The sequence below is a fragment of the Streptomyces sp. NRRL B-24484 genome (genome assembly GCF_000717715.1).
GTDB lineage: Bacteria > Actinomycetota > Actinomycetes > Streptomycetales > Streptomycetaceae > Kitasatospora.
This window is the reverse complement of record NZ_JOAI01000043.1, coordinates 21,598-43,470: the sequence shown is the minus strand read 5'-3', so window position 1 is coordinate 43,470 and position 21,873 is coordinate 21,598. Positions and strand designations below refer to the sequence as shown.

The window sequence follows — 21,873 nt, the reverse complement described above, 5'->3', positions numbered from 1 at the left end:
ACCGCTGACTCCGGGGCCGTCCGCACGCCCCCCGCACCCCCGTCCCGGGGGCCTGCGGGGGTGTACGGACGGCCCTCGTGTTCCCTGCCGCGCCGCCCGGGGGAGTAGGGTGCGGCAGAAGTCCCGTGGGGCGTGTCTAGTGAGGTGCCTGTGCTCGATCGAGGTGTGATGCTCCCCGGACCCTTCCAGGCCGCACGGGCCCTGGCGGCCACCCGCCTGCTCGACGCCCCGGATCTCGACGACGCCCTGGAGATCCTGCACCGGGACCCGGTGGCCAACGCCTTCGTCGCCACCCGGGTCGAGGCGGTCGGCCTGGACCCGTGGCGGCTCGGCGGCGAGATGTGGGGCTGGCACGGCGAGGACGGCCGGCTGGAGTCGCTCTGCTACGCGGGCGCCAACCTCGTCCTGGTCAACGCCGGACCGGAGGCCGTCCGGGCCTTCGCCGAGCGCGCCCGGCGGCAGGGCCGCCGCTGCTCCTCCATCGTCGGCCCGGCCGGCCCCACGGCGGACCTGTGGGCCCTGCTGGAGCGCAGCTGGGGCCCCGCCCGGGACGTCCGAGCGCACCAGCCGCTGATGGCCGCCACCGCCCCCTCCGCGGACGTCGAGGCGGACCGACTGGTCCGCCGGGTGCAACGGAACGAGATCGAGACCCTGATGCCGGCCTGCGTCGCGATGTTCACCGAGGAGGTCGGCATCTCGCCGCTCGCCGGCGACGGCGGCCTGCTCTACCAGGCCCGGGTGGCCGAACTGGTCTCGGCCGGCCGCTCCTTCGCCCGCTTCTCCGAGGACGGCGAGGTGCTGTTCAAGGCGGAGGTCGGCGCCGTCACCGAGGGCGCCTGCCAGATCCAGGGCGTCTGGGTCGCCCCCGAGCACCGCGGCCGCGGCCTGTCCAAGGCCGGCATGGCCGCCGTCCTGGACATCGCGCTGCGCGAGGTCGCCCCCGTCGTCTCGCTCTACGTGAACGACTTCAACCTGCGCGCCAGGGCCGCCTACAAGCGGGTCGGCTTCACCGAGGTCGGCGCCTTCATGAGCGTCCTGTTCTGACCACCGGCGGATCCCGGTCTTCGCAGGTCACAGCAGGCCTTCGAGGAGTAACGTCCCGGTCATGGAGCAGCTCACCGAGGTGACGATCGAGGCCATCGACCTGGCGGCCTGGGCGCCGTACGCGCTGGAGGTGCAGGCCCTGGCCTTCGGGCTGACGCCCGAGGAGGTCGCGGTGCGGCTGCACATCGTCGGTCGGCACGCCCAGCAGCCCGGTGTGCTCGCCCTCGGCGCGATGAGCGGCGGCCGGCTGGTCGGCTTCGGCTACGGCATGCCGAACTCCCGCGAGCACTGGTGGTCCACCGTCATCCAGCCGTACCTGGAGGCCGGCGGCTACGGCGACTGGCTGGACGGGGTCTTCGCCGTCACCGAACTGCACGTGCTGCCCGGCTACCAGGGGCGCGGCCTCGGCAGCGCGCTGATCCGCGGCCTGTGCGAGCGCTCCGGCAAGGACCGCAGCATCCTGTCCGCGATCGACGCCGAGACCCCGGCCCGCCGGCTCTACCGCTCGCTCGGCTACCGCGACCTCGCACGGGCGGTGCGCTTCCCGAACACCGTCCGCCCCTACGCGGTGATGGGGGCCCGGCTGCCGCTCGCCGCGGTTCACAGCCAGGCCGCGAACTCCAGGTAGAGCTCCGCCGCGGCGCGGTCGCCCGCCGCCAGGCTCCCCAGACCGGCCTCCACGGTGCGGAAGAGCGTCCACCCGCGCAGCCGGTCCCGGTCGACCTCCAGCGCGCCGGAGAGCTGCTGCAGCCGGCGCCGCACGGCCGCCCGGGGGCCGGGGGAGCCGGCCAGGGTGTCCATCCGGTCCTGTGCCAGCCGGGCGAGGTCCCAGGCGCGCTCGCCGACCACCGGCTGCGGGTCGATCGCCAGCCAGGGCGAACGGTCCGCCGCGAGCACGTTGCCGTGGTGGAAGTCCCCGTGCAGCAGGAACCGCTCGGGCTCGGACCCGGCCAGCGCGGCGGCCGTCTCCAGCGCCTCGTCGACCAGCGGCCCGGCGGCCTCCGCACCGGGCAGCGCACGGCGCCCGGCGATCCGCTCCGCCAGCGCGGCGGCCACGTCCACCACCAGCCGGAAAAGATGGCCCTCGGCCGGCGGCACCCACAGCCGCTGCAGCAGGCCGGTCGCCTCCAGCATCGCCTTCGACTCGGCGAGCGAGCGCAGCGGGATGTCGCCGTGCAGCCGCTCCAGCAGGAGCACCCCGGTCGCGGGATCGGCGTCGAGCAGCAGGACGGCGCCGCGGCCCGCCCAGTGCCGCAGCGCGGCGTGTTCCAGCTCGGTCTCCGGCGTCACCAGCCCGGCCTTGAGGACGGCCGGTGCGAGGTCGTCGTCCCGGTGCACGTAGCCGATCAGGCTGATCGGGCCGCCCGGGTCGGCGACCCGCTCCAGGGTCAGGCCCCAGCCGTCCAGGTGGGCGGCGACCAGCTCGGGCAGGGCGGCCAGCCAGGCCCGTCCCTCGTCGCCCGCGCAGGCCTGCACGGTGTCCGCGAGCCGCTCGGGGACGGTGATCTGCTGGCCTGGCAGTGCCGACATGGTGGCCTCTCGCTCGGTGCGCCCCGCAGCGGGGCGCACCGTCCATTGTCGGCCATCGGCGGGAAGCCGCTGGTCAGCCGCTCGCCGACGCGCTCGCGCCCGGTGTGCCGCTCGCCGCGTCGGCCGCGTCGGCCGCATCGGGCAGGCCGGGCAGGGCCGACGGGTCGGCGCCCCACTGCGCGGCGCCGAGCGCGGTCTCCCGCAGCGCGGTGGCGGCGGTCTGCCGCAGCGCCCCCGTGGTGCCGGCGACGGCGTCCGCCCAGACGGCGGTCAGCTGGGTCTCGATGTGCGCGGCGAGCTGCCCGGCGCCCGTGGCGTCGGTGACCGCGAACGGCAGCCGGTAGCCGGCCGCGGCGGCGGTGGGGGTGGCGCCGTCGAGCTCGCGCTGCAGCGCGTCCCGCCGGGCCTGGTGGACGGCGTACCCGGCGCGGGCGGCCTCCCGCTGCGGCCCGGCCGGCAGCCGGGCGCCCACCACGCCGTAGCCGTACACCGCGGCGTGCTCGGCGGCCAGCGCGGCCTGCAGGGCGGCGACCGCGCCGGTCGGCAGCGGCGCGGGACGCCCGCCCGCGGACGGACCGGCGGACCCGGAGGGCACCGCACCGGTCGGGGAGGCGGGCGGCGCACCCGTCGGGGAGGCGGCAAGGGCCGGAGCACCGGGGCCGGCCGCCGGGGCGGTGGGCGCGGGCGGGGCGATCGGTCCGGGGTCGCCGAGCGCCCGGGCGTGCAGGGCACCGGAGGCGGAGACGGCGGCCAGCAGCCGGGCGAGCGCGGGGGAGGCCGCCTCCAGGTCGGTGAGCCGCTCGGCGGCGGTGCGCCGTTCGGCGGCGGCCAGCCCGGGCACGTCGGCCGCGACCGGCGCCGCGGGCGACGGGGCGGTGGCGGACGCGGCGGGGGAGGGCCCGGACGGCGACGCGGTCGGCAGCCCCGCGGCGAGCGCGGCCCGGTGCTCCTCCACGTCGGCGCGCAGCTCGCGCAGGGCGGCCGCCCGGTCGGCGCCGGGGCCCGCGATCACCGCGTCGTAGCCGGCGAGCAGCCGGTCGGTCGCGGCGACCGCGCGCAGCCGCAGCGGGAGGTCGGGGTCGGGTCGGGCCGTGCGGTCGGCGTCCCGGCGGTCCTCGGTGCAGCCCGCCGCCAGCAGCGCGCCGGCCAGCGCACCGAGGGCCAGGACGGTCCGCCGGGTGGGGGACGGCATCGACACGCTCCCGCTCGTCTCGCGGGGCCGCGCCCCTGGGTCACCGTGTGGTCACTCCGCATCATGGCAGGGCCCCCGCGGCGCCGGACGGCCGGGCGGGCCCGATCGGCCGGGTGTGAGCTTGCTCGCAGGGCGCCGGTGTCACCCGGCGGGCGGCACGGTCGGAATCGGCGGTTGCCCGGTGGACCGGATAGGCTGCGCCGTGAGTTAGCACCTGACAACAGCAGACGCGGCCGAGGAGTCACCCGGATGAGCACCCCCCAGACCGACCGGCTGCGTGCGCTGCTGGAACCCCTGGCCACCGAGGCGGGCCTCGACCTGGAGGACGTCAGGATCACCCAGGCGGGCAGCCGCCGCCAGGTCCAGATCGACGTGGACGCCGACGGCGGTGTGGACCTCGACGCGATCGCGGACTTCAGCCGCGAGGTCGGCCGCGCGCTGGACGACTCCGACCTGATGGGCAGTGCCGCGTACCTGCTGGAGGTCGGCTCCCCGGGTGCGGAGCGCCCGCTCGTGCTGCCCCGCCACTGGGCCCGGGCCGAGGGCCGGCTGGCGAAGATCCAGCTGGTCGAGGGCGGCGAGATCGTCGCGCGGGTGCTGGAGAGCGACGAGGACGGTGCCCTCGTCGAGGTGCAGCCGGTCAAGGGGCGCGGCCGCCCCAAGGAGCGCCGGCTGGCCTTCACCGAGGTCGCCAAGGCCCGGGTCCAGGTCGAGTTCAACCGCAAGGACGAGGCGCTCCTCGACGAGGCCGAGGACATCGTCGCCGACGCCGACGACGCGGACGCCGACGACGTCGATGCGGACGACGCCGCCGCGCACGACGCGTAGCCGGGGCACGGCCCCGATCATGAACCTGAAGAGAGAAGAGGAGGCGTAGCCGTGGACATCGACATGAGCGCCCTGCGTGGGCTGGTTACCGAGAAGGGCGTTCCGTTCGACCTGCTGGTCGAGTCGATCGAGTCGGCGCTCCTCATCGCGTACCACCGCACCGAGGGCTCGCGCCGTCGCGCCCGGGTCGAGCTGAACCGCAAGACCGGACACGTCACGGTCTGGGCGCTGGAGGACTCCGCCGAGCTGGAGGAGGGCGTCGAGCCGAAGGAGTTCGACGACACCCCGAGCGGCTTCGGCCGGATCGCCGCGTCGACCGCCAAGCAGGTCATCCTGCAGCGCCTGCGGGACGCCGCCGACGACCAGACCTTCGGCGAGTACGCGGGCAAGGAGGGCGACATCGTCACCGGTGTCGTCCAGCAGGGCAACGACCCCAAGAACATCCTGGTCGACATCGGCAAGCTGGAGGCGATCCTGCCCCCGCAGGAGCAGGTGCCCGGCGAGGAGTACAAGCACGGCACCCGGCTGCGCTGCTACGTGGTCGGTGTGCGCCGCGGCGTGCGCGGCCCGTCGGTGACCCTCTCGCGCACCCACCCGAACCTGGTGAAGCGCCTCTTCGCGCTGGAGGTGCCGGAGATCGCGGACGGCTCGGTGGAGATCGCCGCGATCGCCCGCGAGGCCGGCCACCGCACCAAGATCGCGGTGTGGTCCCGCAAGCAGGGCCTGAACGCCAAGGGCGCCTGCATCGGCCCGATGGGCGGCCGGGTGCGCAACGTGATGGCCGAGCTGCACGGCGAGAAGATCGACATCGTCGACTTCTCGGAGGACCCGGCCGAGATGGTCGCCGCCGCGCTGTCGCCCGCCCGGGTGACCAAGGTGGAGATCGTGGACTACGCGCAGCGCTCCGCACGGGTGATCGTGCCGGACTACCAGCTGTCCCTGGCGATCGGCAAGGAGGGCCAGAACGCCCGCCTGGCAGCCCGCCTGACGGGCTGGCGGATCGACATCCGGCCCGACACGGAGGCCCCCGCCGGGGAATCCCCGGACCAGTAGTCGGCGTTGTCACGGTCCCGCGGAGATCGGCGGGGCGGCGCCATGTCCCATCGGAGGGGTAGACTTGAGGTTGTCTGGCCGGACGCATGTCCGCGCATGCCCTGAACGCACCTGCGTGGGCTGCCGCAAGCGCGCGGCCAAGCACGAGCTGCTGCGTGTCGTGGCGGTCGAGGGCGTCTGCGTCCCCGATCTCCGCGGCGCACTGCCGGGGCGGGGTGCACATCTGCATCCCGATCCCGCCTGCCTCGACCTCGCGGTCCGTCGTCGTGCGTTCCCCAGGGCCTTCCGGCTCCAGGGTCCGCTCGACACCGATGCACTGCGGTCACACGTCGAGCAGCGGGCGGGCGCGGCCCCGGCGTCCTGAGGAGTCAGGCGCGGCGGAGCACCGCAGTGAGTGCACGGCACACGTTCGTCGTGTGCGGTGCGAAACGTCAGGTACCTCGCGAGATGGAAGTAGGTCGAGATTGCGATGAGCACTCGATGAGTACGCGATGAGTACGCCCATGAAGTAGCGACAGTCCGGCGGACGATGACCCCGGACGGATAGACAGGAGCGAAGTGGCTAAGGTCCGGGTATACGAGCTTGCCAAGGAACTTGGCTTGGAGAGCAAGGCCGTCATGGCCAAGCTCACCGAGCTCGGTGAGTTCGTGCGTTCGGCGTCCTCGACGATCGAGGCGCCGGTCGTTCGCAAGTTGACTGACGCTTTGGGAGCGACGCCGCCTGCCGGTGGTTCCTCCGCGAAGCCTGGCCCGCGGAAGCCCGCGGCGCCCCAGCCCGCCGGCGGTGCCGGCGCGGCTGCACCCAAGCCGGGTGCGCCCACCCCCGGCCCGCGTCCCACCGCGACGCCGGGCCCCCGTCCCACCCCCGCCGCCGCGGCCCCGTCCGCGCCGGCCGCCCCCGCGGCTGCCCGCCCGGGTGGCGCGCCGACGCCCGGCCCGCGTCCGGCGGCCCGTCCGGCTGCGGCCGCCGCTCCCGCGGCGCCGGCGGCCGAGTTCTCCTCCCCGGCCCCGGCCGGCGAGGCCCGTGAGTCCCGTCCGGCCGCTGCGCGTCCGGCCAACCCCGCGGCCCGTCCGGGCCCGCGTCCGGCCGGCCCGCGTCCGGGCAACAACCCCTTCACGTCGAGCAACACCGGCATGGCCCGGCCCGGCGAGCGCCGTCAGGGCGGTCCCGGTGCCGGCGGCGCCCCGCGTCCCGGTGGCGACCGTCCGCGTCCGGGTGCCGGTGCGCCCGGTGCCGGCGGCGCCCCGCGTCCCGGTGGCGACCGTCCGCGTCCGGGTGCCGGTGCGCCCGGTGCCGGTGGCGCCCCGCGTGCCGGTGGCGACCGTCCGCGTCCGGGTGGTCCCGGTGCCGGTGGCGCCCCGCGTCCCGGTGGCGCTCCGCGTCCGGACGGGCTGCCCCGTCCCGCCGCGCCGCGTCCCGGTGGCCCGAGCCCCGCGGGCATGCCCCGTCCGAACCCCGGCATGATGCCGCAGCGTCCGGCCGGTCCGGGCCCGCGTCCGGGCCCGCGCCCGGGTGGCGGCCCCGGTGCCCGTCCGGGTGGCGGCGCCGGTGGCGGCCGTCCCGGCTTCGCCGGTCGTCCGGCCGGTCCGGGCTCGCGTCCGGCGGGCGGCGGCTTCGGCGGCCCCCGTCCGGGTGGCGGTGCCGGCGGCGGTGGCGGCTTCGGCGGCGGCGGTGCCCGTCCCGGTGGCTTCGGCGGCCGTCCCGGTGGTCCGGGTGGCCGTGGTGGCACGCAGGGTGCCTTCGGTCGCGGTCCCGGTGGCCGTCCGGCCCGTGGCCGCAAGTCGAAGCGGGCGAAGCGCCAGGAGTACGAGGCCATGCAGGCCCCGTCCGTCGGCGGTGTGATGCTTCCCCGCGGCAACGGACAGACCGTCCGCCTGTCGCGCGGTGCCTCCCTGACGGACTTCGCGGAGAAGATCAACGCCAACCCGGCCGCGCTCGTCTCGGTGATGTTCAACCTGGGCGAGATGGTCACCGCGACCCAGTCGGTCTCCGACGCCACCCTCGAGCTGCTGGCCGGCGAGATGGGCTTCGTGCTGGAGATCGTCAGCCGTGACGACGAGGACCGCGAGCTGCTCGAGTCCTTCGACATCGACTTCGGTGTCGACGAGGGCGACGAGGAGATGCTGGCGCCGCGTCCGCCGGTCGTGACCGTCATGGGTCACGTCGACCACGGCAAGACCCGCCTGCTCGACGCCATCCGCAAGACCAACGTGGTGGCGGGCGAGGCCGGCGGCATCACCCAGCACATCGGTGCCTACCAGGTGCAGACCGAGGTGAACGGCGAGGAGCGCCGCATCACCTTCCTGGACACCCCGGGTCACGAGGCGTTCTCCGCCATGCGTGCCCGTGGTGCCAAGTCGACCGACATCGCGATCCTGGTGGTCGCGGCCAACGACGGCGTCATGCCGCAGACGATCGAGGCGCTGAACCACGCCAAGGCCGCCGGCGTGCCGATCGTGGTCGCGGTCAACAAGATCGACGTCGAGGGTGCCGACCCGACCAAGGTCCGCGGTCAGCTGACCGAGTTCGGTCTGGTGGCCGAGGAGTACGGCGGCGACACCATGTTCGTCGACATCTCCGCCCGCCAGGGCCTGCACATCGACCAGCTGCTGGAGGCCGTGGTCCTCACCGCGGACGCCTCGCTCGACCTCCGGGCCAACCCGGAGCAGGACGCGCAGGGCATCGCGATCGAGGCCCACCTGGACAAGGGCCGCGGCGCCATGGCGACGCTGCTCGTCCAGCGCGGCACGCTCCGCGTCGGCGACTCGATCGTCGTGGGCGACGCCTACGGCCGCGTCCGCGCGATGCTGGACGAGAACGGCAACAGCCTCACCGAGGCCGGCCCGTCCCGTCCGGTCCTGCTCCTCGGTCTGACCTCGGTGCCCCGCGCCGGCGACAGCTTCATCGTCGTCGACGAGGACCGCACCGCGCGCCAGATCGCCGAGAAGCGCGCCGCCCGCGACCGCAACGCGTCCATGGCCCAGCGCCGTGTCCGCGTCTCGCTGGAGGGTCTGGAGGCCGCCCTGGCCGCCGGCTCCATCGAGAAGCTCAACCTCATCATCAAGGGTGACGTCTCCGGTTCCGTCGAAGCCCTCGAGGACGCCCTCGTCAAGCTCGACGTGGGCGAGGAGGTCGAGCTCCGGATCCTGCACCGCGGTGTGGGTGCCATCACCGAGTCCGACGTGGACCTGGCGATGGGCTCGGACGCCATCATCATCGGCTTCAACGTGCGCGCCGAGGGGCGTGCCCGTACCGCGGCCGACCGCGAGGGCGTCGACATCCGGTACTACTCGGTCATCTACCAGGCGATCGAGGAGATCGAGGCCGCGCTCAAGGGCCTGCTCAAGCCGGAGTACGAGGAGGTGCGCCTCGGCTCCGCGGAGATCCGCGAGGTGTTCCGCTCCTCCAAGTTCGGCAACATCGCCGGTGTCCTGGTGCGCGAGGGCGTCATCCGCCGCAACACCAAGGCCCGCCTGCTGCGCGACGGCAAGGTCGTGGCGGAGAACCTCAACATCGAGGGCCTGCGCCGCTTCAAGGACGACGCGACCGAGGTCCGCGAGGGCTTCGAGGCCGGTGTGACCCTGGGCTCGTACAACGACATCAAGGTCGACGATGTCATCGAGACCTACGAGATGCGCGAGAAGCCGCGCTCGTAACGGCTCACTGTCCGGGGCCGGCCGACGGGTGCATAACCCGTCGACCGGCCCCGGTCTCGCTGTGTAGGGTCCTCGTACATCCCCGAACGGGGATCTCTTCGAGGCCTCCAGGTCGGCTCTGACCTGTCACACATGTTCGTAGGAACACTCACGTTCGACCTCCTCCTGGGTGACGTCCACTCGCTGAAGGAGAAGCGCTCGATCGTGCGGCCCATCGTGGCCGAGCTGCAGCGCAAGTACAGCGTGTGCGCTGCCGAAGTCGGGAACCAGGACCTGCACCGCCGGGCCGAGATCGGCCTCGCGGTGGTCTCCGGGGACGCCTCGTACGTCACCGAGGTCCTGGACAGCTGTGAGCGGCTCGTCGCCGGCCGCCCCGAGGTGATGCTGCTCTCCGCACGGAGGCGGTACCACCACGACGACGATGAGTGACCACCGGTTCGGCGGAGCGGCCCCGCGTCGGCGGGAGTCGCCACCGTCACACCGATCAGGACCGAGAGCGCCCACAAGGCTGGGCGCGGGCAGGTACGTTGGGGCAGGGGCCCCACCGGGTGCGTGACCGACCCGGGTACCGGGCCCATCGCACGAGGAGGCAACGTGACCGACACCGCAAGGGCGCGCAAGCTCGCCGACCGCATCCAGGTGGTCGTCGCCGAGACCCTGCAGCGCCGGATCAAGGACCCGCGACTGGGCTACGTGACCATCACCGACGCCCGGGTCACCGGGGACCTGCGCGAGGCCACCGTCTTCTACACCGTCTACGGTGACGAGACCGAGCGTCAGGCCAGCGCGGCCGCCCTGGAGAGCGCCAAGGGCGTCCTCCGTTCCGAGGTCGGCCGCCAGACCGGGGTGCGCTTCACGCCCACCCTGACCTTCGTCGCGGACGCGCTGCCGGACAACGCCAAGAACATCGACGACCTGCTCGACCGGGCCCGCCAGTCCGACGCGGCGGTGCGCACCGCCGCCGCCGGCGCCAGCTACGCCGGCGAGGCGGACCCGTACCGCAGCACCACCCGCGACGACGACGCGGACGAGGACGAGTAGGCATGACCGGCGAGCCGACGGCGGCCGGTACCGCGGGGGCGGTCTCCACCAGCACGGTGGAGCCTGCCCTCGCGGTGCTTCCGGGGCCACGCACGGAGGCCTCCGGCCTCGACCACGAGTGGCAGCGCGTCGTGGCGGAGATCGGGCGGGCCGCCGACATCGACCTGATCTGCCACATCAACCCGGACGGCGACGCCCTGGGCTCCGCGCTCGCCGCGGGCCTCGCGCTGCGCTCGCTCGGCCACCGCGTGCGGGTCTCCTTCGGCGACGACCCGCAGATCGTCCCCGAGTCGCTGTCCTTCCTGCCCGGCCAGGAGATGATCGTGCCCGCCGCGGACGTCCCCGACGTGCCCGAGCTGGTGCTCTGCTTCGACGTCGCCTCCGAGGGCCGCCTCGGCCTGCTCCGCGACAAGGCCTTCGCCGCCCCGGTCATGGTGGTCCTCGACCACCACGCCTCCAACCCCGGCTTCGGCACCCACCGGCTGATCGACCCGGGCGCCCCGGCCACCGCCGTGCTCGTCGACGAACTGCTGCGCCGCCTCGGCGTCCCGCTCGACCCGGCGCTCGCCACCTGCCTCTACACCGGCGTCGCCACCGACACCGGCTCCTTCAAGTACGCCGCCACCACGCCGGCCACCCACGAGCTCGCCGCCCGGCTGCTCGCCACCGGCATCCGGCACGACCTGATCTCCCGTCAGCTCTGGGACACCTCCTCGTTCGGCTACCTCAAGGTGCTCGCCGGCGCCCTCGGGCGCGCCGTGTTCGAGCCGGACGCGGTCGGCGGCCGCGGCCTGGTGTGGACCTGGGTGCCCTACGAGGAGCTGGCCCTGTTCGGCGTCACCGTCGAGGAGATCGAGGGCCTGATCGACGTGCTCCGGCGGCCCGCCGAGGCCGAGGTCGCCCTCGTGCTCAAGCAGGACCCGGACGGCACCCTGCGCGGCTCCTGCCGCTCCAAGGGCGCCGTGGACGTCGCCACGGCCTGCACCGAACTCGGCGGCGGCGGGCACGTCTACGCCGCCGGCTTCGCCGCCCGCGAGGACGTCGAGACGGTGGTGGCCCGCTTCCGGGCCGCGCTGCCCGGCTGACCCCGCCCACCCATTCCGCGAAGAAAGAACCGATGAAGCGCAAGGGAACTGGTCCGGACGGCCTGGTCGTCGTCGACAAGCCGGAGGGCATCACCTCGCACGGCGTGGTCGCCAAACTGCGGTGGCTGGCCGGCACCCGCAAGGTCGGCCACGCCGGCACCCTCGACCCGATGGCCACCGGCGTGCTGGTGCTCGGCGTCGAGCGGGCCACCCGGCTGCTCGGCCACCTGATGCTCACCAGCAAGACCTACGAGGCGACGATCCGGCTCGGCCAGACCACGATCACCGACGACCGGGAGGGCGAGGTCACCGCCTCGACCCCGGCCGACGGCGTCGCCCGCGAGGCGATCGACGCCGGGATCGCCGCGCTGACCGGCGAGATCATGCAGGTCCCGTCCAAGGTCTCCGCCATCAAGATCGACGGCAAGCGCTCCTACGCCCGGGTCCGCGAGGGCGAGGACTTCGAACTCGCCGCCCGGCCCACCACCGTGCACTCCTTCACCGTCCACGAGCAGCGCGCCGCGACCGCCGAGGACGGCACCCCGGTGATCGACCTGGACGTCACCGTCGAGTGCTCCTCCGGCACCTACATCCGCGCGCTCGCCCGCGACCTCGGCGAGGGCCTCGGCGTCGGCGGCCACCTCACCGCGCTGCGCCGCACCAAGGTCGGCCCGTACGGCCTGGAGCACGCCCGCACCCTGGAGCAGCTGGAGGAGAAGCTGGAGGTGCTGCCGATCGCCGACGCGGCGGCCGCCGCCTTCCCCCGCTGGGACATCGACGCCGAGCAGGCCGAGCTGCTCTCGCACGGCATGCGGCTCAAGGCCCCCGGGCTCGGCGTCGACGGCCCGATCGCGGTCTTCGACCCGGAGGGCCGGTTCCTCGCCCTCGTCGAGGAGAAGGCCGGCCAGGCCCGCCCGGTGGCCGTCTTCGTCGGCTGACCTGCAGACCCTTCGCTCCCGCCGCTTCCGGTTCACTCCGTGGGCTCACCCTTTCGGGCGAGCGCGCGGAGTGAACCGGTGTCGTGAACGGCGCACGCAGGGTGGTGTGCCGTCCGCCGGGGGCAGACTCCCCGCGGTGAGTACGGCGGCCGGGCCGGCCGCCGGCTGATCCGGCGGGAGGGACGGCGCGGATGGCGGGCAGACACCAGCCGGGGGCGACGGCAGGACCGCGGCCGCCCCTTCCCGCGGACGCCCTGGTGGGCATCCGCGACGAGACCGGCCGACTGCGCGGCCTCGGCTTCACCGCCGACCCGCAGGGCACCGTGGTCACCGCCCACGAAGCCGCCGCCGGCCCCGCCGCGCTGGCCCTCCAACTGCCCGACGGCAGCCTCCGGACGGTCGGCCCGGACGCCGTCGAGCTGCTGCCCGAACTCGGCCTCGCACTGCTCCACCCCGCGGCCGGCGCCCCGCCCGGGCCGGGCCTGCCCGTCGCGCTGCCCGTCGCCCGGGACACCGAGCGGATCGACGGGCGGCCGCTCGTCCTGCTCCGCCCGTCCGCGCCGGGCGAACCACCCGCAGCCCCGCAGCCGGTCGGCCTGGCCGGCCGCTGCACGGCCGCCCTGCTGCTGCCGGAGGGCCTGCACGCCGTTCCCGGGACCCTCGTGCTCACCCTGCCGCCGCAGGCCGCCCCGCCCGGCACACCCGTCCTGGACGCCGCCACCGGCGCCGTCCTCGCCGTGCTCGCCCCGGCCCTGCGCGGCGAGCGCCCCGACACCGTCGCCGCCGCACCGCTCACCGGCGCCGGCCTGCACGGGCTGCTGCGCCGCAACGCCGAGGGCGTCCCCGCGCACGGCAGCGCGCTCAACCTCGGCGGTGTGCTGCACCTCGCCGCCACCCAGCTGCACACCGCCGTCGCCGGCCCCTCCCGGGCCGCCGAGCTCGCCGCCGACCGCACCGGCCGGGCCGACGGACTCACCGGCGAGGAGCCCGAGGACCTGCTCACCGTCCTGGTCGGCACGCCCGGCAGCGGACGCAGCACCGAACTCGCCGCCCTGGCCGTGCGCCGCGCCGCCGGCGCCCGCCCGCTGCCCACCCTCTGGCTGCGCGGCGCCGACCTCGACCCCGGCGACACCTCGCTCGCCGAGCCGGTCGCCCGCGCCCTCGCCGCAGCCGCCGACCGGCTCGCCGTCCCCGCCCCCGCCGTCGACCGGGCCGTGCAGCTCTGCGCGGACGCCGCCCGCCCGCTGCTCGTCCTGCTGGACGCCCCCGAGGAGGCGCCCGTCGCCCCGTCGCGCGCCTGGTGGGCCGCCACCGCGGGCTGGCTCGCCGAGCACCGCGTCCGGCTGCTCACCGCCTGCCGCCCCGAGACCTGGGACGGCCCGGCCACGCCCGTCGGCCGCCCGGTCGGCCTCGGCCCGCTGCCCGCCGACGCCGCCGAGCGGGCCGCCCGCCGGCACGGCGCCGACCCGGCCGCCCTGGCCCCCGCCGACGCCGGCCATCCCGAGGCGCTGCGCACCGCCGGCGAGCTGGCCGCCGCCGGCCTGCACGGCACCCCGGCCGGCCGCGGCGAGCTCTACGCCGCCCACCTCGACCTGGTCTGCCTGCGCGCCGCCCGCCGGATCCGGGCCGCCGAGGACCGCCGCCCCGGTGCCCACCGCCGCGGCGCACCGTCGCCCGGCGGCGAGGAGACCGGACGGCTGCGCCGGACCGCCGCCGCCCTCGCCGGACGCGTCCACGAGGCCGCCAGGCTGCTGCTCGGCGCCGGCCACGCCGGGCTGACCGCCGCCGAGTTCGAGCGGCTCTTCCCGGCGGCCGGCGGCTGGGGCGCCGCCGTGCTCGCCGAGGGCCTGTTCGTCGTCGCCGGGGACGGCCACCGGCTCGCCCGCGAGGACCACGCCGACTGGCTGCAGGGCCGCCACCTGGACCTCGACCGGGCCCTCGGGCTGCTGCTCGACCCGGGCCCGGCCCACACGGACCCGTCCGGCCACGGCCGCCCGGACGGCAGCGGCGGGCCGAACGGTCACGCGGATCCCGGGGGCCTCGACGGCATCGGCGAACCGGCCGGCCACGGGGTTCCGCGGCACCGGCTCGGCCCGGTCGTCGCCGCCCTGCGCCGCTGCGCCGAGACCGGCGACGAAGCCGCCCTGGCCCGGCACCTGCAGTCGCTGCAGCACGCCCTGGCCACCACCGCCCCCGGCAGCGAGACCGCCTGGTGGGCCGCCCGCCTGCTCGCCGCGGTGCTGCCGGTACTGCCCCGGCCCGGCACCCACCGGGCACTGCTGGCCGGGCTGGCCGGCCACCCCGCGTTCACCCCCGCCTGGTGGGCCGCGCTGCCGCTCTCCCCGGCCGAACGGCTGGACCACCTGCGCGGCCTCGTCCGCACCGACCCGCCCGGCCGGCCGTACCGGGCCGCGGCCGCCGCGCTGCTCGCCGCCGACCCGGTCACCGTCCAGCCGCTGCTCTGCGCCTGGTTCGCCGACACCGGGCCGCTCGCCGACGGCACCGGCGCCACGGTCGCCGACCTCGCCCACGACCTGCTGCACGCCCACCGCAGGCTCGCCGTCGACGAGTTGACGGACGCCCTGGCCGCCGCCGCACACCCGCGCGCCGACGCGCTGCTCGCCCGGCTCGCCGCGGACGAGCCCTCCGCGCTCTGCCGCGCCGTCGACCGCTGGAGCCACGACCCGCGCCCCGAACGGCACATCGCCGCCGCCGTGCACGCCCTGCACACCGCCCCGCACGCCAACCCGGCCGGCCGGCGGCTGCTCCGGTTCACCGCGCTCACCCTGCTCGGCCGCGAGGACGAGCCCGCCCTGCACGGCGCCGCCCTCGCCCTGCTGCTGCAGGACCCCGAGGACCGGGCCGCGCACCTGCCGCGCGCCCTCGACGCCTACGCCGCCGACGACCCCTTTCTCGGCGCGGACGCGCTCGCCCCCGCGCTGGAGGACCACCCCGGGGCCGTCCTGGCCGCCGTCCGGCGCCGGCTCGCCGAGCCCGCCGCCCCGGTCGCCGACGGACTGCGGCTGCTCGCCGGCGCCACCGACCCCCGCACCGTCCGCGAGGGAGTCCTGCTCGCCGCCCGGCAGCTGCGCGAACACCCCGAACGGGCAGGGCAGTTGGCCGCCCACGTGGACGTCCTGCTGGCCGCCGGGCAGGACGCCCGGCCGCTGGTCGCCGAGGCGGTCACCGCCCCCGCGACCGTGCGCAAGGTCTTCGCCACGGTGCTCGCCGTACAGGGCGGCCCCGACGACCCCGCCCGGGCCGCCCTGCTGGACGCGCTGCTCGCCGCCGAACGCGACCCCGGAGTGCTCGGCGCCGTGCTCGACCGGCTCGCCGACGGCTGCGCCCGCACCTCGCCCGACCGGGCCCGCGCCCTCGTCCGCCGGATCGCCGGACGGTGGCCCGCGGCCGACTCCGCCCTCGTCCGGGCCGCCGGGCGGACGGCCGCCTTCGCCCGGCTGCTCGCCGACTGGCCGGACACCGCACCGCCGCCGCCCGAGGGCCCGCTCACCGCCCGGCTGCGCGAACTCGCCGCCGCCGGCCGGGACCCGCAGTACGCCGCGGCCGAGGCCGAACGGGCCGCCCACCGCGCCGAGGCCATTCCGGTGCCGAAGCCGGGACGGGCTCATGGCACGCTATAGGGGTTCGGGTTGAGTGTTCGAGCGCCTCCCGAGGCGCGGCAGAGGAACAAGGAGCGGTCAGGTGCAGCGCTGGCGTGGCCTGGAGGAGATCCCCGGGGACTGGGGGCGCAGCGTCGTCACCATCGGATCGTTCGACGGTGTGCACCGCGGCCACCAGCTGATCATCGAGCGGGTGGTGGAGCGGGCCCGCGAGCTCGGCGCCCGGTCCGTCGTCGTCACCTTCGACCCGCACCCCAGCGAGGTCGTCCGGCCGGGCAGCCACCCGGCCCTGCTGGCCCCGCAGCCACGGCGGGCCGAACTGATCGAGGGGCTCGGCGTCGACGCCGTGCTCGTCCTGCCGTTCACCCTCGAATTCTCCCAGGAGTCACCGGAGTTCTTCGTCCGGTCGGTGCTGGTGGACGCGCTGCGCGCCAAGGCCGTCGTCGAGGGCCCGAACTTCCGCTTCGGCCACCGGGCCGCCGGCAACGTCGCCCTGCTCGCCGAGCTCGGCCGCGCCGACGACTTCGAGGTCGAGGTGCTCGACCTGCAGGTGAGCGGCAGCGCCGGCGACGGCGAGGCGTTCTCCTCCAGCCTGTGCCGGCGACTGGTCGCCGCCGGCGACATGGCCGGTGTCGGCGAGGTGCTCGGCCGCCCGCACCGGGTCGAGGGCGTGGTCGTCCGCGGCGCCCAGCGCGGCCGCGAACTCGGCTACCCCACCGCCAACGTGGAGACCGTGCCGCACAGCGCCGTCCCCGCCGACGGCGTCTACGCCGGCTGGCTCACCGCCGACGGCGAGCGGATGCCGGCCGCCATCTCGGTGGGCACCAACCCCACCTTCGACGGCACCGCCCGCACCGTCGAGGCCTACGCCATCGACCGGGTCGGCCTCGACCTGTACGGCCTGCACGTCGCCGTCGACTTCCTCGCGTACCTGCGCGGGATGGAGAAGTTCGACTCGATCGAGGCCCTGCTGGAGCGGATGGCCGACGACGTCAAGCAGGCCCGGGTGCTCACCGACACCGCCGGCTGACGGCCGCCTCGCACGCAGCAGGCCCCCGACAGGTGCTGTCGGGGGCCTGCTCGCGTGCGCCGTGCCGCCGGGCTCAGTGCTGCTGCGGCGGGTAGCCGTAGCCGGGCGGCGGAGGCTGCTGGCCGTCCTGCGGCGGCGGGTAGCCGTACCCCGGCTGCTGCGGCTGCTGCCACTCCTGCGGCAGCGGCTGCGCCCCGGGCTGGGCCTGCGGGGGCTGCTGGCCCCAGCCGGGCGGCGGTGCCTGGCCCGGCTGCGGGGCCCACGGCGCGCCCGGCGCGGGCTGCCCCGGGTAGCCGTACCCCGGCTGCTGCGGCTGCTGCTGCGGGTAGCCCTGCTGCGGCGGGTACGGCTGCTGTTGCGGCGGCACCTGCTGCCCGTAGCCCTGCTGCTGCGCCCACGCGGCCTGCTGGGCCTGCTGGGTGCGGGCGATGTCCTCGCCGACCAGGGTGGCCAGCTCGAAGTACGCGTCGCGGACCTTGGGCTTCATCATGGCCAGGTTGACCTCGGCGCCGGCCGCCAGGCTCTCGTCGAACGGCACCACCACGACGCCGCGGCAGCGGGTCTGGAAGTGCGCCACGATGTCCTCGACCTTGATCATCTTGCTGGTCTCGCGCACCCCGGAGACCACCGTGATGCTGCGCTGCACCAGGTCCGCGTAGCCGTGCGCGGAGAGCCAGTCCAGCGTGGTCGAGGCGCTGGAGGCGCCGTCCACGCTGGGCGTGGAAACGATGATCAGCTGGTCCGCGAGGTCCAGCACACCGCGCATGGCGCTGTAGAGCAGACCGGTGCCGGAGTCGGTCAGGATGATCGGGTAGTGCTGGCCGAGCGTCTGGATGACCTGGCGGTAGTCCGAGTCGTCGAAGGTGGTGGAGACCGCCGGGTCGACGTCGTTCGCCAGGATCTCCAGGCCCGAGTGCAGGTCCTGCGAGGTGAACTGGCGGATGTCCATGTAGCTGCGCAGGTGCGGGATCGCCGTCACCAGGTCGCGGATGGTCGCACCGGTCTGGCGCTTCACCCGGCGGCCGAGCGTGCCGGCGTCCGGGTTGGCGTCGATCGCGATGACCTTGTCCTGGCGCTCGCTCGCCAGCGTCGCGCCCAGCGAGGTCGTCGTCGTGGTCTTGCCGACGCCGCCCTTGAGGCTGATCACCGCGATCCGGTAGCAGCTCAGCACCGGGGTCCGGATGATCCCGAGCTTGCGCTCACGGTCGGCCTGCGCGGCCTTGCCGCCGAACTGGAACCGCGGCTGCTGGCGCTGGGCCTTCGGCTGCCCCCGCAGCAGCCGGTCCGAGGACAGCTCGACGGCGGCGGTGTAGCCCAGCGCCGCGCCGTGCGCCTGCGCCTGCTGCGGGCCCGCCTGCTGGAACGCGGCCGGGGCCTGCGGGACACCGCCCTGCTGCTGGTACGGCTGCGGGTACGCCGGCGGCTGCGGCCAGCCGCCCGTGCGCGGGTCGACCGGCGGACCGGGCACCGGCGCGGGACCGGGAGCCGGGACGGGACCGGGCGCGGGGCCGGGAACCGTCGGCGGGACACCCTGCTGCTGCGGCCACGGCCCGGGCTGAGGGGCACCCTGCTGGTACGGCTGCGGGCCCGGCGGCACCGGCTGCTGCGGCGGGGCGTACGGGCCCGGCTGCTGGGTCTGCGGCTGCTGGGTCTGCGGCTGCGCCGGCTGCTGGGGCGGGGTCTGCTGCTGGGGTGCGGGCGGCCACGGCTGCGCGACCTGCTGCTCGGGAGCGGGAGCGGGCGCAGGAACGGGCCCCGGCGCGGGAACCGGCTCGGCCGGCGGCACGGCGACGGACTGCACCTCCATCACCGGCTCCGCCACCGGCTGCACCGGGGCGGGCGCGGGCACCGGAACGGGCGCGGGCTCGACGACCGCGGCCTCGGCCGGCGCGGGCTGCGGTACGGCCTGCTCGACCACCGGGGCGGGCGCGGGCACGAAGGGCGGCTGCTCGGCGACCACCGGCTGCTCCACCACCGGCTCCGGGACGGGCACGGGCGCAGGGGCAGGGACGGGCGCGGGAACAGGAACGGGAACCGACTCCGCGGCCGGCGCGGGAGCGGGCACCGGGACGGGCGGCTGGACCACCGGAGGCTGGACGGCGACCGGCGGCTGCACCGCCGGGTCCTGGACGGCCGGGGGCTGGACGGCCGGCGGTGGGGACGGCGCCGGAGCCGGTGCTGGCTGCGCCGGAGCCGCGCTCTGCGTGTACCAGGACGGGGGAGCGTAGTCGGGCTCGTCCGACCAGTCGTCGTCGTCCTCCGCCGCGTTGTCGCCGACGTAGACGCCGTCCCGATCGCTGCTCACTGGGGCTCCCTCGTTTTCGTCGCCGCTCTTCGCGGTCGTCGGGCAACAAGACTAGGACGTGATCCGCGGTCACCTGAAGGCGGTACCGGCTGCCGGACCGCGGCGGGCACGGCGGATCGTCGCACCGGGAACCGTCCAAAGGGTGAACGCCCGATGCGTGTTCTCTTCGTCCCCGTCCCCGGCGGCGACCGCGTGAAACGGTGGCGGCCGGCACGGGGGTCCGTGCCGGCCGCGGAGCACGGAACGCCGTCCGTGCCGTGGGGTGCTGTCAGTCCATCCGGCGCGGGCCGCCCAGCACCTGGGCCTCGGCCTCGACCGGGTTGGTCATCACGTACTGCTTGCGCATCCGGGTCGCCCACAGGGTGATGTTGTCGCCCAGCGTCGGCAGCGAGGCCACCTCCTGGTCGCCCAGCGAGAGGATCCGCGCGACGACCTCCGCCTCCTGCGGCGAGATGCGCTGCACACCGACCAGGTCGGCCGCGTTGAGCACCCGGCTCGCGTTCGGGCCGAGGTACGGCAGCAGGGTCAGCGTGGTCTGCCACGGCGCGGCCGACAGCCGGCTGCGCGAGGGGCGGGCACCGAGGTCGCGGACGACCAGCACCGGCGAGGCGACCGACGCGCCCTGCGGCCCGAGCCGGCCGACCTGGTGCACGGTCACGCAGGGCTGGCCGCCGCCGGCGGCCTGCGCCATCGGGGCCCAGGTCTGCGGGCGGCCGGTCTCCACGGCCACCCGGGCGCCGGTGGCCGCCGCGCGCAGCGCGATGACCTGCGCCGTCCACACACCGCCCACCAGCACCACGTCGTAGGCGTGCGGACGGAACAGGCCGATCACGGCCGGCTGCTGGTGCGGGTCGACACCGATCACCACGCCGTCGTCGCCGACCGGGAAGGACAGCGCGGCGAGGTCCTCGGTGGTGAGCACGTGCTTCTCGCGGCGCGGGCCGCGCAGGCCGAAGCCCGGTCGGATCCGGGTCGGGCGCGCGGGCTCGGCGGCCGGCTGAGGCGCCTGGGTGGGGTAGGACTGATAGGCCATCAGGACGTCCCTCCCAGGGGGAGCGTGGCGAGCAGGCCGGGCGCCTGCTCCTGGTCGAGGCGGGTCAGGCCGACACCGGCCGTCTGCGCCCGGGACTCCACGAGGCGGCCCACCTGGGCGACCTCGCTCTCGCTGCGGCCGGTGACCCGGACGTGGCCGCTGAGGGCGACCGAGCCGCCGGTGCCCCGGCTGGCGGTCAGGCTGAAGGTGCTGGCCAGCGCCGGCGTGCCGGTGACCAGGTTGACGAGGTCGGGCGCGGAGATCCGGCCCGGCGTGCCGCCCGGCCGGCTCAGCTGCGGCCACTTGGAGATCCAGAAGGTGCTGTGCCAGCGGTCGTCGATCCGCCAGAACTTGCTGCTCTCCTGGGTGCGGCGGGCGGCCGCGCCGCCGCCGCCGCTGCCCTGGCGGCCGGCCACGGCCACCGGGTTGGCGCAGATCGAGATGGCCAGCGCGGCGATGAGCTCGCGCTCGTCCAGCACGGTGGCGGTGAACCCGGCCGCGTTCAGCCGGCCGGCCAGCTGGTCGGTGACCCGCTGCAGGGTCTTGCGGGCGCCCTCCTCGCCGCCGCCGCGGGCGAGCACCGCGGTGGACGAGGTCTCCGGGTTCAGCTTGAGCGCGACCCAGGTGAGCCGCAGCGCCGGGGTGGCGGGGCCGTCCTGGATCTGCTGGTAGGCGCGGGCGGCCAGCGACTGGTCCGGCAGGTGCGGGGCCGGCGCCGGCTGGGTGTGCTGCACCAGCTGGACGGACTCCAGCGCGATGTCGTCCACCTGCAGCGCCGAGCACACGATGTCGAGCGGCAGCGGCAGCGCGGTGCGCACCGGCCGCAGCGGCTGGTCCTTGGCCTGCACCAGCAGCACCGAGGTGTAGAACGTGCCGTCGCCGACCATGCCGGTCTCGCGGCGGATCGGACGCCCGTCGCCGAGGTCGGTCTCGGTGACGTGGGTGCAGGTGCGCAGGGCCGGCTCGACCTCCAGCGCGGGCGCCAGGGCAGGGTCGGTGCCCTGCGGCGGCACGTTGTACTGCGCCTCCTTGCGGCGGGCCTTCATCGCCGAGCGGACGCGCATCGCCTCCGGGAGGCTGCGGCCGCCGAGCGGCAGCAGGGCCACCACGAGGAGCAGGACGGCGGGGACGGCGAAGGCGCCGGCCATCGCCGGGGCGATCGTCCATCCCACCGCGACCAGGGCGGCGGCGACCTCCAGCAGCACCAGCTGCTGCAGTCGCAGTCGGCCGCCGAGCAGGCCGGGCCGGGGGTGGACGCGCAGCGGCACCGGGCCGGTCGCGGGGGCCGCGGACCGGGCCCGACGACCGCCGGGGTCGGCACCCCGGCCACCCTGCCGGCGGCCGTGCGAGGCGCTTCGTCGAGCTGGAGCGGTCTGGCTTGGCATCCCCCGATGGACCCTCTCTGATCAGATGTCACGGCCCGGCCGGCCGGGCGGTGAACCGTACCCGTTACGGTACTCACCGTCTGCTGCGGCATCGTAGAGGGTTCGGCGCACGCGGTGCCCGCCGGGTGGCAG

At 75.9% G+C, this 21,873-nt stretch carries 17 protein-coding genes; 12 read left to right on the top strand and 5 right to left on the bottom strand.

Annotated elements, in window-relative coordinates; genetic code table 11:
• Window positions 1-168: 168 nt before the first annotated feature.
• Window positions 169-1,044 carry a GNAT family N-acetyltransferase gene (locus IE98_RS0131275; RefSeq protein ID WP_052391217.1) on the top strand — a complete coding sequence of 292 codons (876 nt, stop codon included), beginning with the start codon at window positions 169-171 and terminating at the stop codon, window positions 1,042-1,044.
• 61 nt (window positions 1,045-1,105) lie between these two features.
• Entirely contained in the window at window positions 1,106-1,672 is a 567-nt protein-coding gene (locus tag IE98_RS0131270; RefSeq protein ID WP_030274808.1) for a GNAT family N-acetyltransferase, read from the top strand.
• Here the strand turns inward: IE98_RS0131270 and IE98_RS0131265 are convergent.
• Both IE98_RS0131265 and IE98_RS52340 read right to left on the bottom strand, forming a co-directional pair.
• Window positions 1,645-2,574 (bottom strand): aminoglycoside phosphotransferase family protein, encoded by a 930-nt coding sequence (locus tag IE98_RS0131265; protein ID WP_030274806.1) that lies wholly within the window; start codon window positions 2,572-2,574, stop codon window positions 1,645-1,647. The two genes, IE98_RS0131270 and IE98_RS0131265, sit on opposite strands and share 28 nt — an antisense overlap.
• 73 nt (window positions 2,575-2,647) lie before the next feature.
• Window positions 2,648-3,766, bottom strand: coding sequence for a ferritin-like domain-containing protein (locus IE98_RS52340; protein WP_078661452.1), 1,119 nt, complete (start codon window positions 3,764-3,766; stop codon window positions 2,648-2,650).
• Window positions 3,767-4,015: 249 nt separating this feature from the next.
• Here IE98_RS52340 and rimP point away from each other — a divergent pair, with 249 nt between their 5' ends.
• From rimP to IE98_RS0131210, 10 genes are all read left to right on the top strand, one after another.
• Window positions 4,016-4,594, top strand: a complete 579-nt coding sequence (rimP, locus tag IE98_RS0131255) for a ribosome maturation factor RimP (protein ID WP_030274802.1) — start codon at window positions 4,016-4,018, stop codon at window positions 4,592-4,594.
• Between the two features lie 51 nt (window positions 4,595-4,645).
• On the top strand, window positions 4,646-5,647 hold the full coding sequence (gene nusA, locus IE98_RS0131250; RefSeq protein ID WP_030274800.1) for a transcription termination factor NusA: 1,002 nt from the start codon (window positions 4,646-4,648) through the stop codon (window positions 5,645-5,647).
• A 70-nt stretch (window positions 5,648-5,717) separates the two neighbouring features.
• Window positions 5,718-6,011, top strand: a complete 294-nt coding sequence (locus IE98_RS46985; RefSeq protein ID WP_078661451.1) for a YlxR family protein — start codon at window positions 5,718-5,720, stop codon at window positions 6,009-6,011.
• 194 nt (window positions 6,012-6,205) lie between these two features.
• Complete coding sequence (gene infB, locus IE98_RS46980) at window positions 6,206-9,304, top strand: translation initiation factor IF-2 (protein WP_078661447.1); 3,099 nt, start codon at window positions 6,206-6,208, stop codon at window positions 9,302-9,304.
• A 132-nt stretch (window positions 9,305-9,436) separates the two neighbouring features.
• The gene (locus tag IE98_RS0131235; protein WP_030274794.1) at window positions 9,437-9,733 is read left to right on the top strand and encodes a DUF503 domain-containing protein; all 297 of its coding nucleotides are present in this window, start codon (window positions 9,437-9,439) and stop codon (window positions 9,731-9,733) included.
• Between the two features lie 165 nt (window positions 9,734-9,898).
• A complete protein-coding gene (rbfA, locus tag IE98_RS0131230) occupies window positions 9,899-10,345 on the top strand; it encodes a 30S ribosome-binding factor RbfA (protein WP_030274792.1) in 447 nt (148 codons plus the stop codon).
• A 2-nt stretch (window positions 10,346-10,347) separates the two neighbouring features.
• Complete coding sequence (locus IE98_RS0131225; protein WP_078661446.1) at window positions 10,348-11,430, top strand: DHH family phosphoesterase; 1,083 nt, start codon at window positions 10,348-10,350, stop codon at window positions 11,428-11,430.
• Window positions 11,431-11,462: 32 nt separating this feature from the next.
• Window positions 11,463-12,368, top strand: coding sequence for a tRNA pseudouridine(55) synthase TruB (gene truB / locus IE98_RS0131220; protein WP_030274789.1), 906 nt, complete (start codon window positions 11,463-11,465; stop codon window positions 12,366-12,368).
• Between the two features lie 257 nt (window positions 12,369-12,625).
• Window positions 12,626-16,009, top strand: coding sequence for a hypothetical protein (locus IE98_RS0131215; protein WP_030274788.1), 3,384 nt, complete (start codon window positions 12,626-12,628; stop codon window positions 16,007-16,009).
• 61 nt (window positions 16,010-16,070) lie between these two features.
• Window positions 16,071-17,018: a bifunctional riboflavin kinase/FAD synthetase gene (locus IE98_RS0131210; RefSeq protein ID WP_030274787.1), complete on the top strand. Its 948-nt coding sequence runs from the start codon at window positions 16,071-16,073 to the stop codon at window positions 17,016-17,018.
• A 73-nt stretch (window positions 17,019-17,091) separates the two neighbouring features.
• Here the strand turns inward: IE98_RS0131210 and IE98_RS0131205 are convergent, their stop codons facing one another.
• The 3 genes from IE98_RS0131205 to eccE form a co-directional block, all read right to left on the bottom strand.
• Window positions 17,092-19,323: a MinD/ParA family ATP-binding protein gene (locus IE98_RS0131205; protein ID WP_030274785.1), complete on the bottom strand. Its 2,232-nt coding sequence runs from the start codon at window positions 19,321-19,323 to the stop codon at window positions 17,092-17,094.
• A 268-nt stretch (window positions 19,324-19,591) separates the two neighbouring features.
• Entirely contained in the window at window positions 19,592-20,356 is a 765-nt protein-coding gene (locus IE98_RS0131200; RefSeq protein ID WP_030274783.1) for a hypothetical protein, read from the bottom strand.
• A complete protein-coding gene (eccE, locus tag IE98_RS0131195; protein ID WP_234443748.1) occupies window positions 20,356-21,624 on the bottom strand; it encodes a type VII secretion protein EccE in 1,269 nt (422 codons plus the stop codon). Before eccE ends, IE98_RS0131200 begins: the two co-directional genes overlap by 1 nt.
• Window positions 21,625-21,873: the final 249 nt, after the last annotated feature.

What these genes read in the sequence shown, in the direction of transcription:
- IE98_RS52340 (WP_078661452.1), bottom strand. Translation starts at nt 3,766, where the DNA reads ATGCCGTCCCCCACCCGGCGGACCGTCCTGGCCCTCGGTGCGCTGGCC.
- truB (WP_030274789.1), top strand. Translation starts at nt 11,463, where the DNA reads ATGAAGCGCAAGGGAACTGGTCCGGACGGCCTGGTCGTCGTCGACAAG.
- IE98_RS0131270 (WP_030274808.1), top strand. Translation starts at nt 1,106, where the DNA reads ATGGAGCAGCTCACCGAGGTGACGATCGAGGCCATCGACCTGGCGGCC.
- IE98_RS0131275 (WP_052391217.1), top strand. Translation starts at nt 169, where the DNA reads ATGCTCCCCGGACCCTTCCAGGCCGCACGGGCCCTGGCGGCCACCCGC.
- IE98_RS0131225 (WP_078661446.1), top strand. Translation starts at nt 10,348, where the DNA reads ATGACCGGCGAGCCGACGGCGGCCGGTACCGCGGGGGCGGTCTCCACC.
- IE98_RS0131235 (WP_030274794.1), top strand. Translation starts at nt 9,437, where the DNA reads ATGTTCGTAGGAACACTCACGTTCGACCTCCTCCTGGGTGACGTCCAC.
- IE98_RS0131200 (WP_030274783.1), bottom strand. Translation starts at nt 20,356, where the DNA reads ATGGCCTATCAGTCCTACCCCACCCAGGCGCCTCAGCCGGCCGCCGAG.
- IE98_RS0131265 (WP_030274806.1), bottom strand. Translation starts at nt 2,574, where the DNA reads ATGTCGGCACTGCCAGGCCAGCAGATCACCGTCCCCGAGCGGCTCGCG.
- rimP (WP_030274802.1), top strand. Translation starts at nt 4,016, where the DNA reads ATGAGCACCCCCCAGACCGACCGGCTGCGTGCGCTGCTGGAACCCCTG.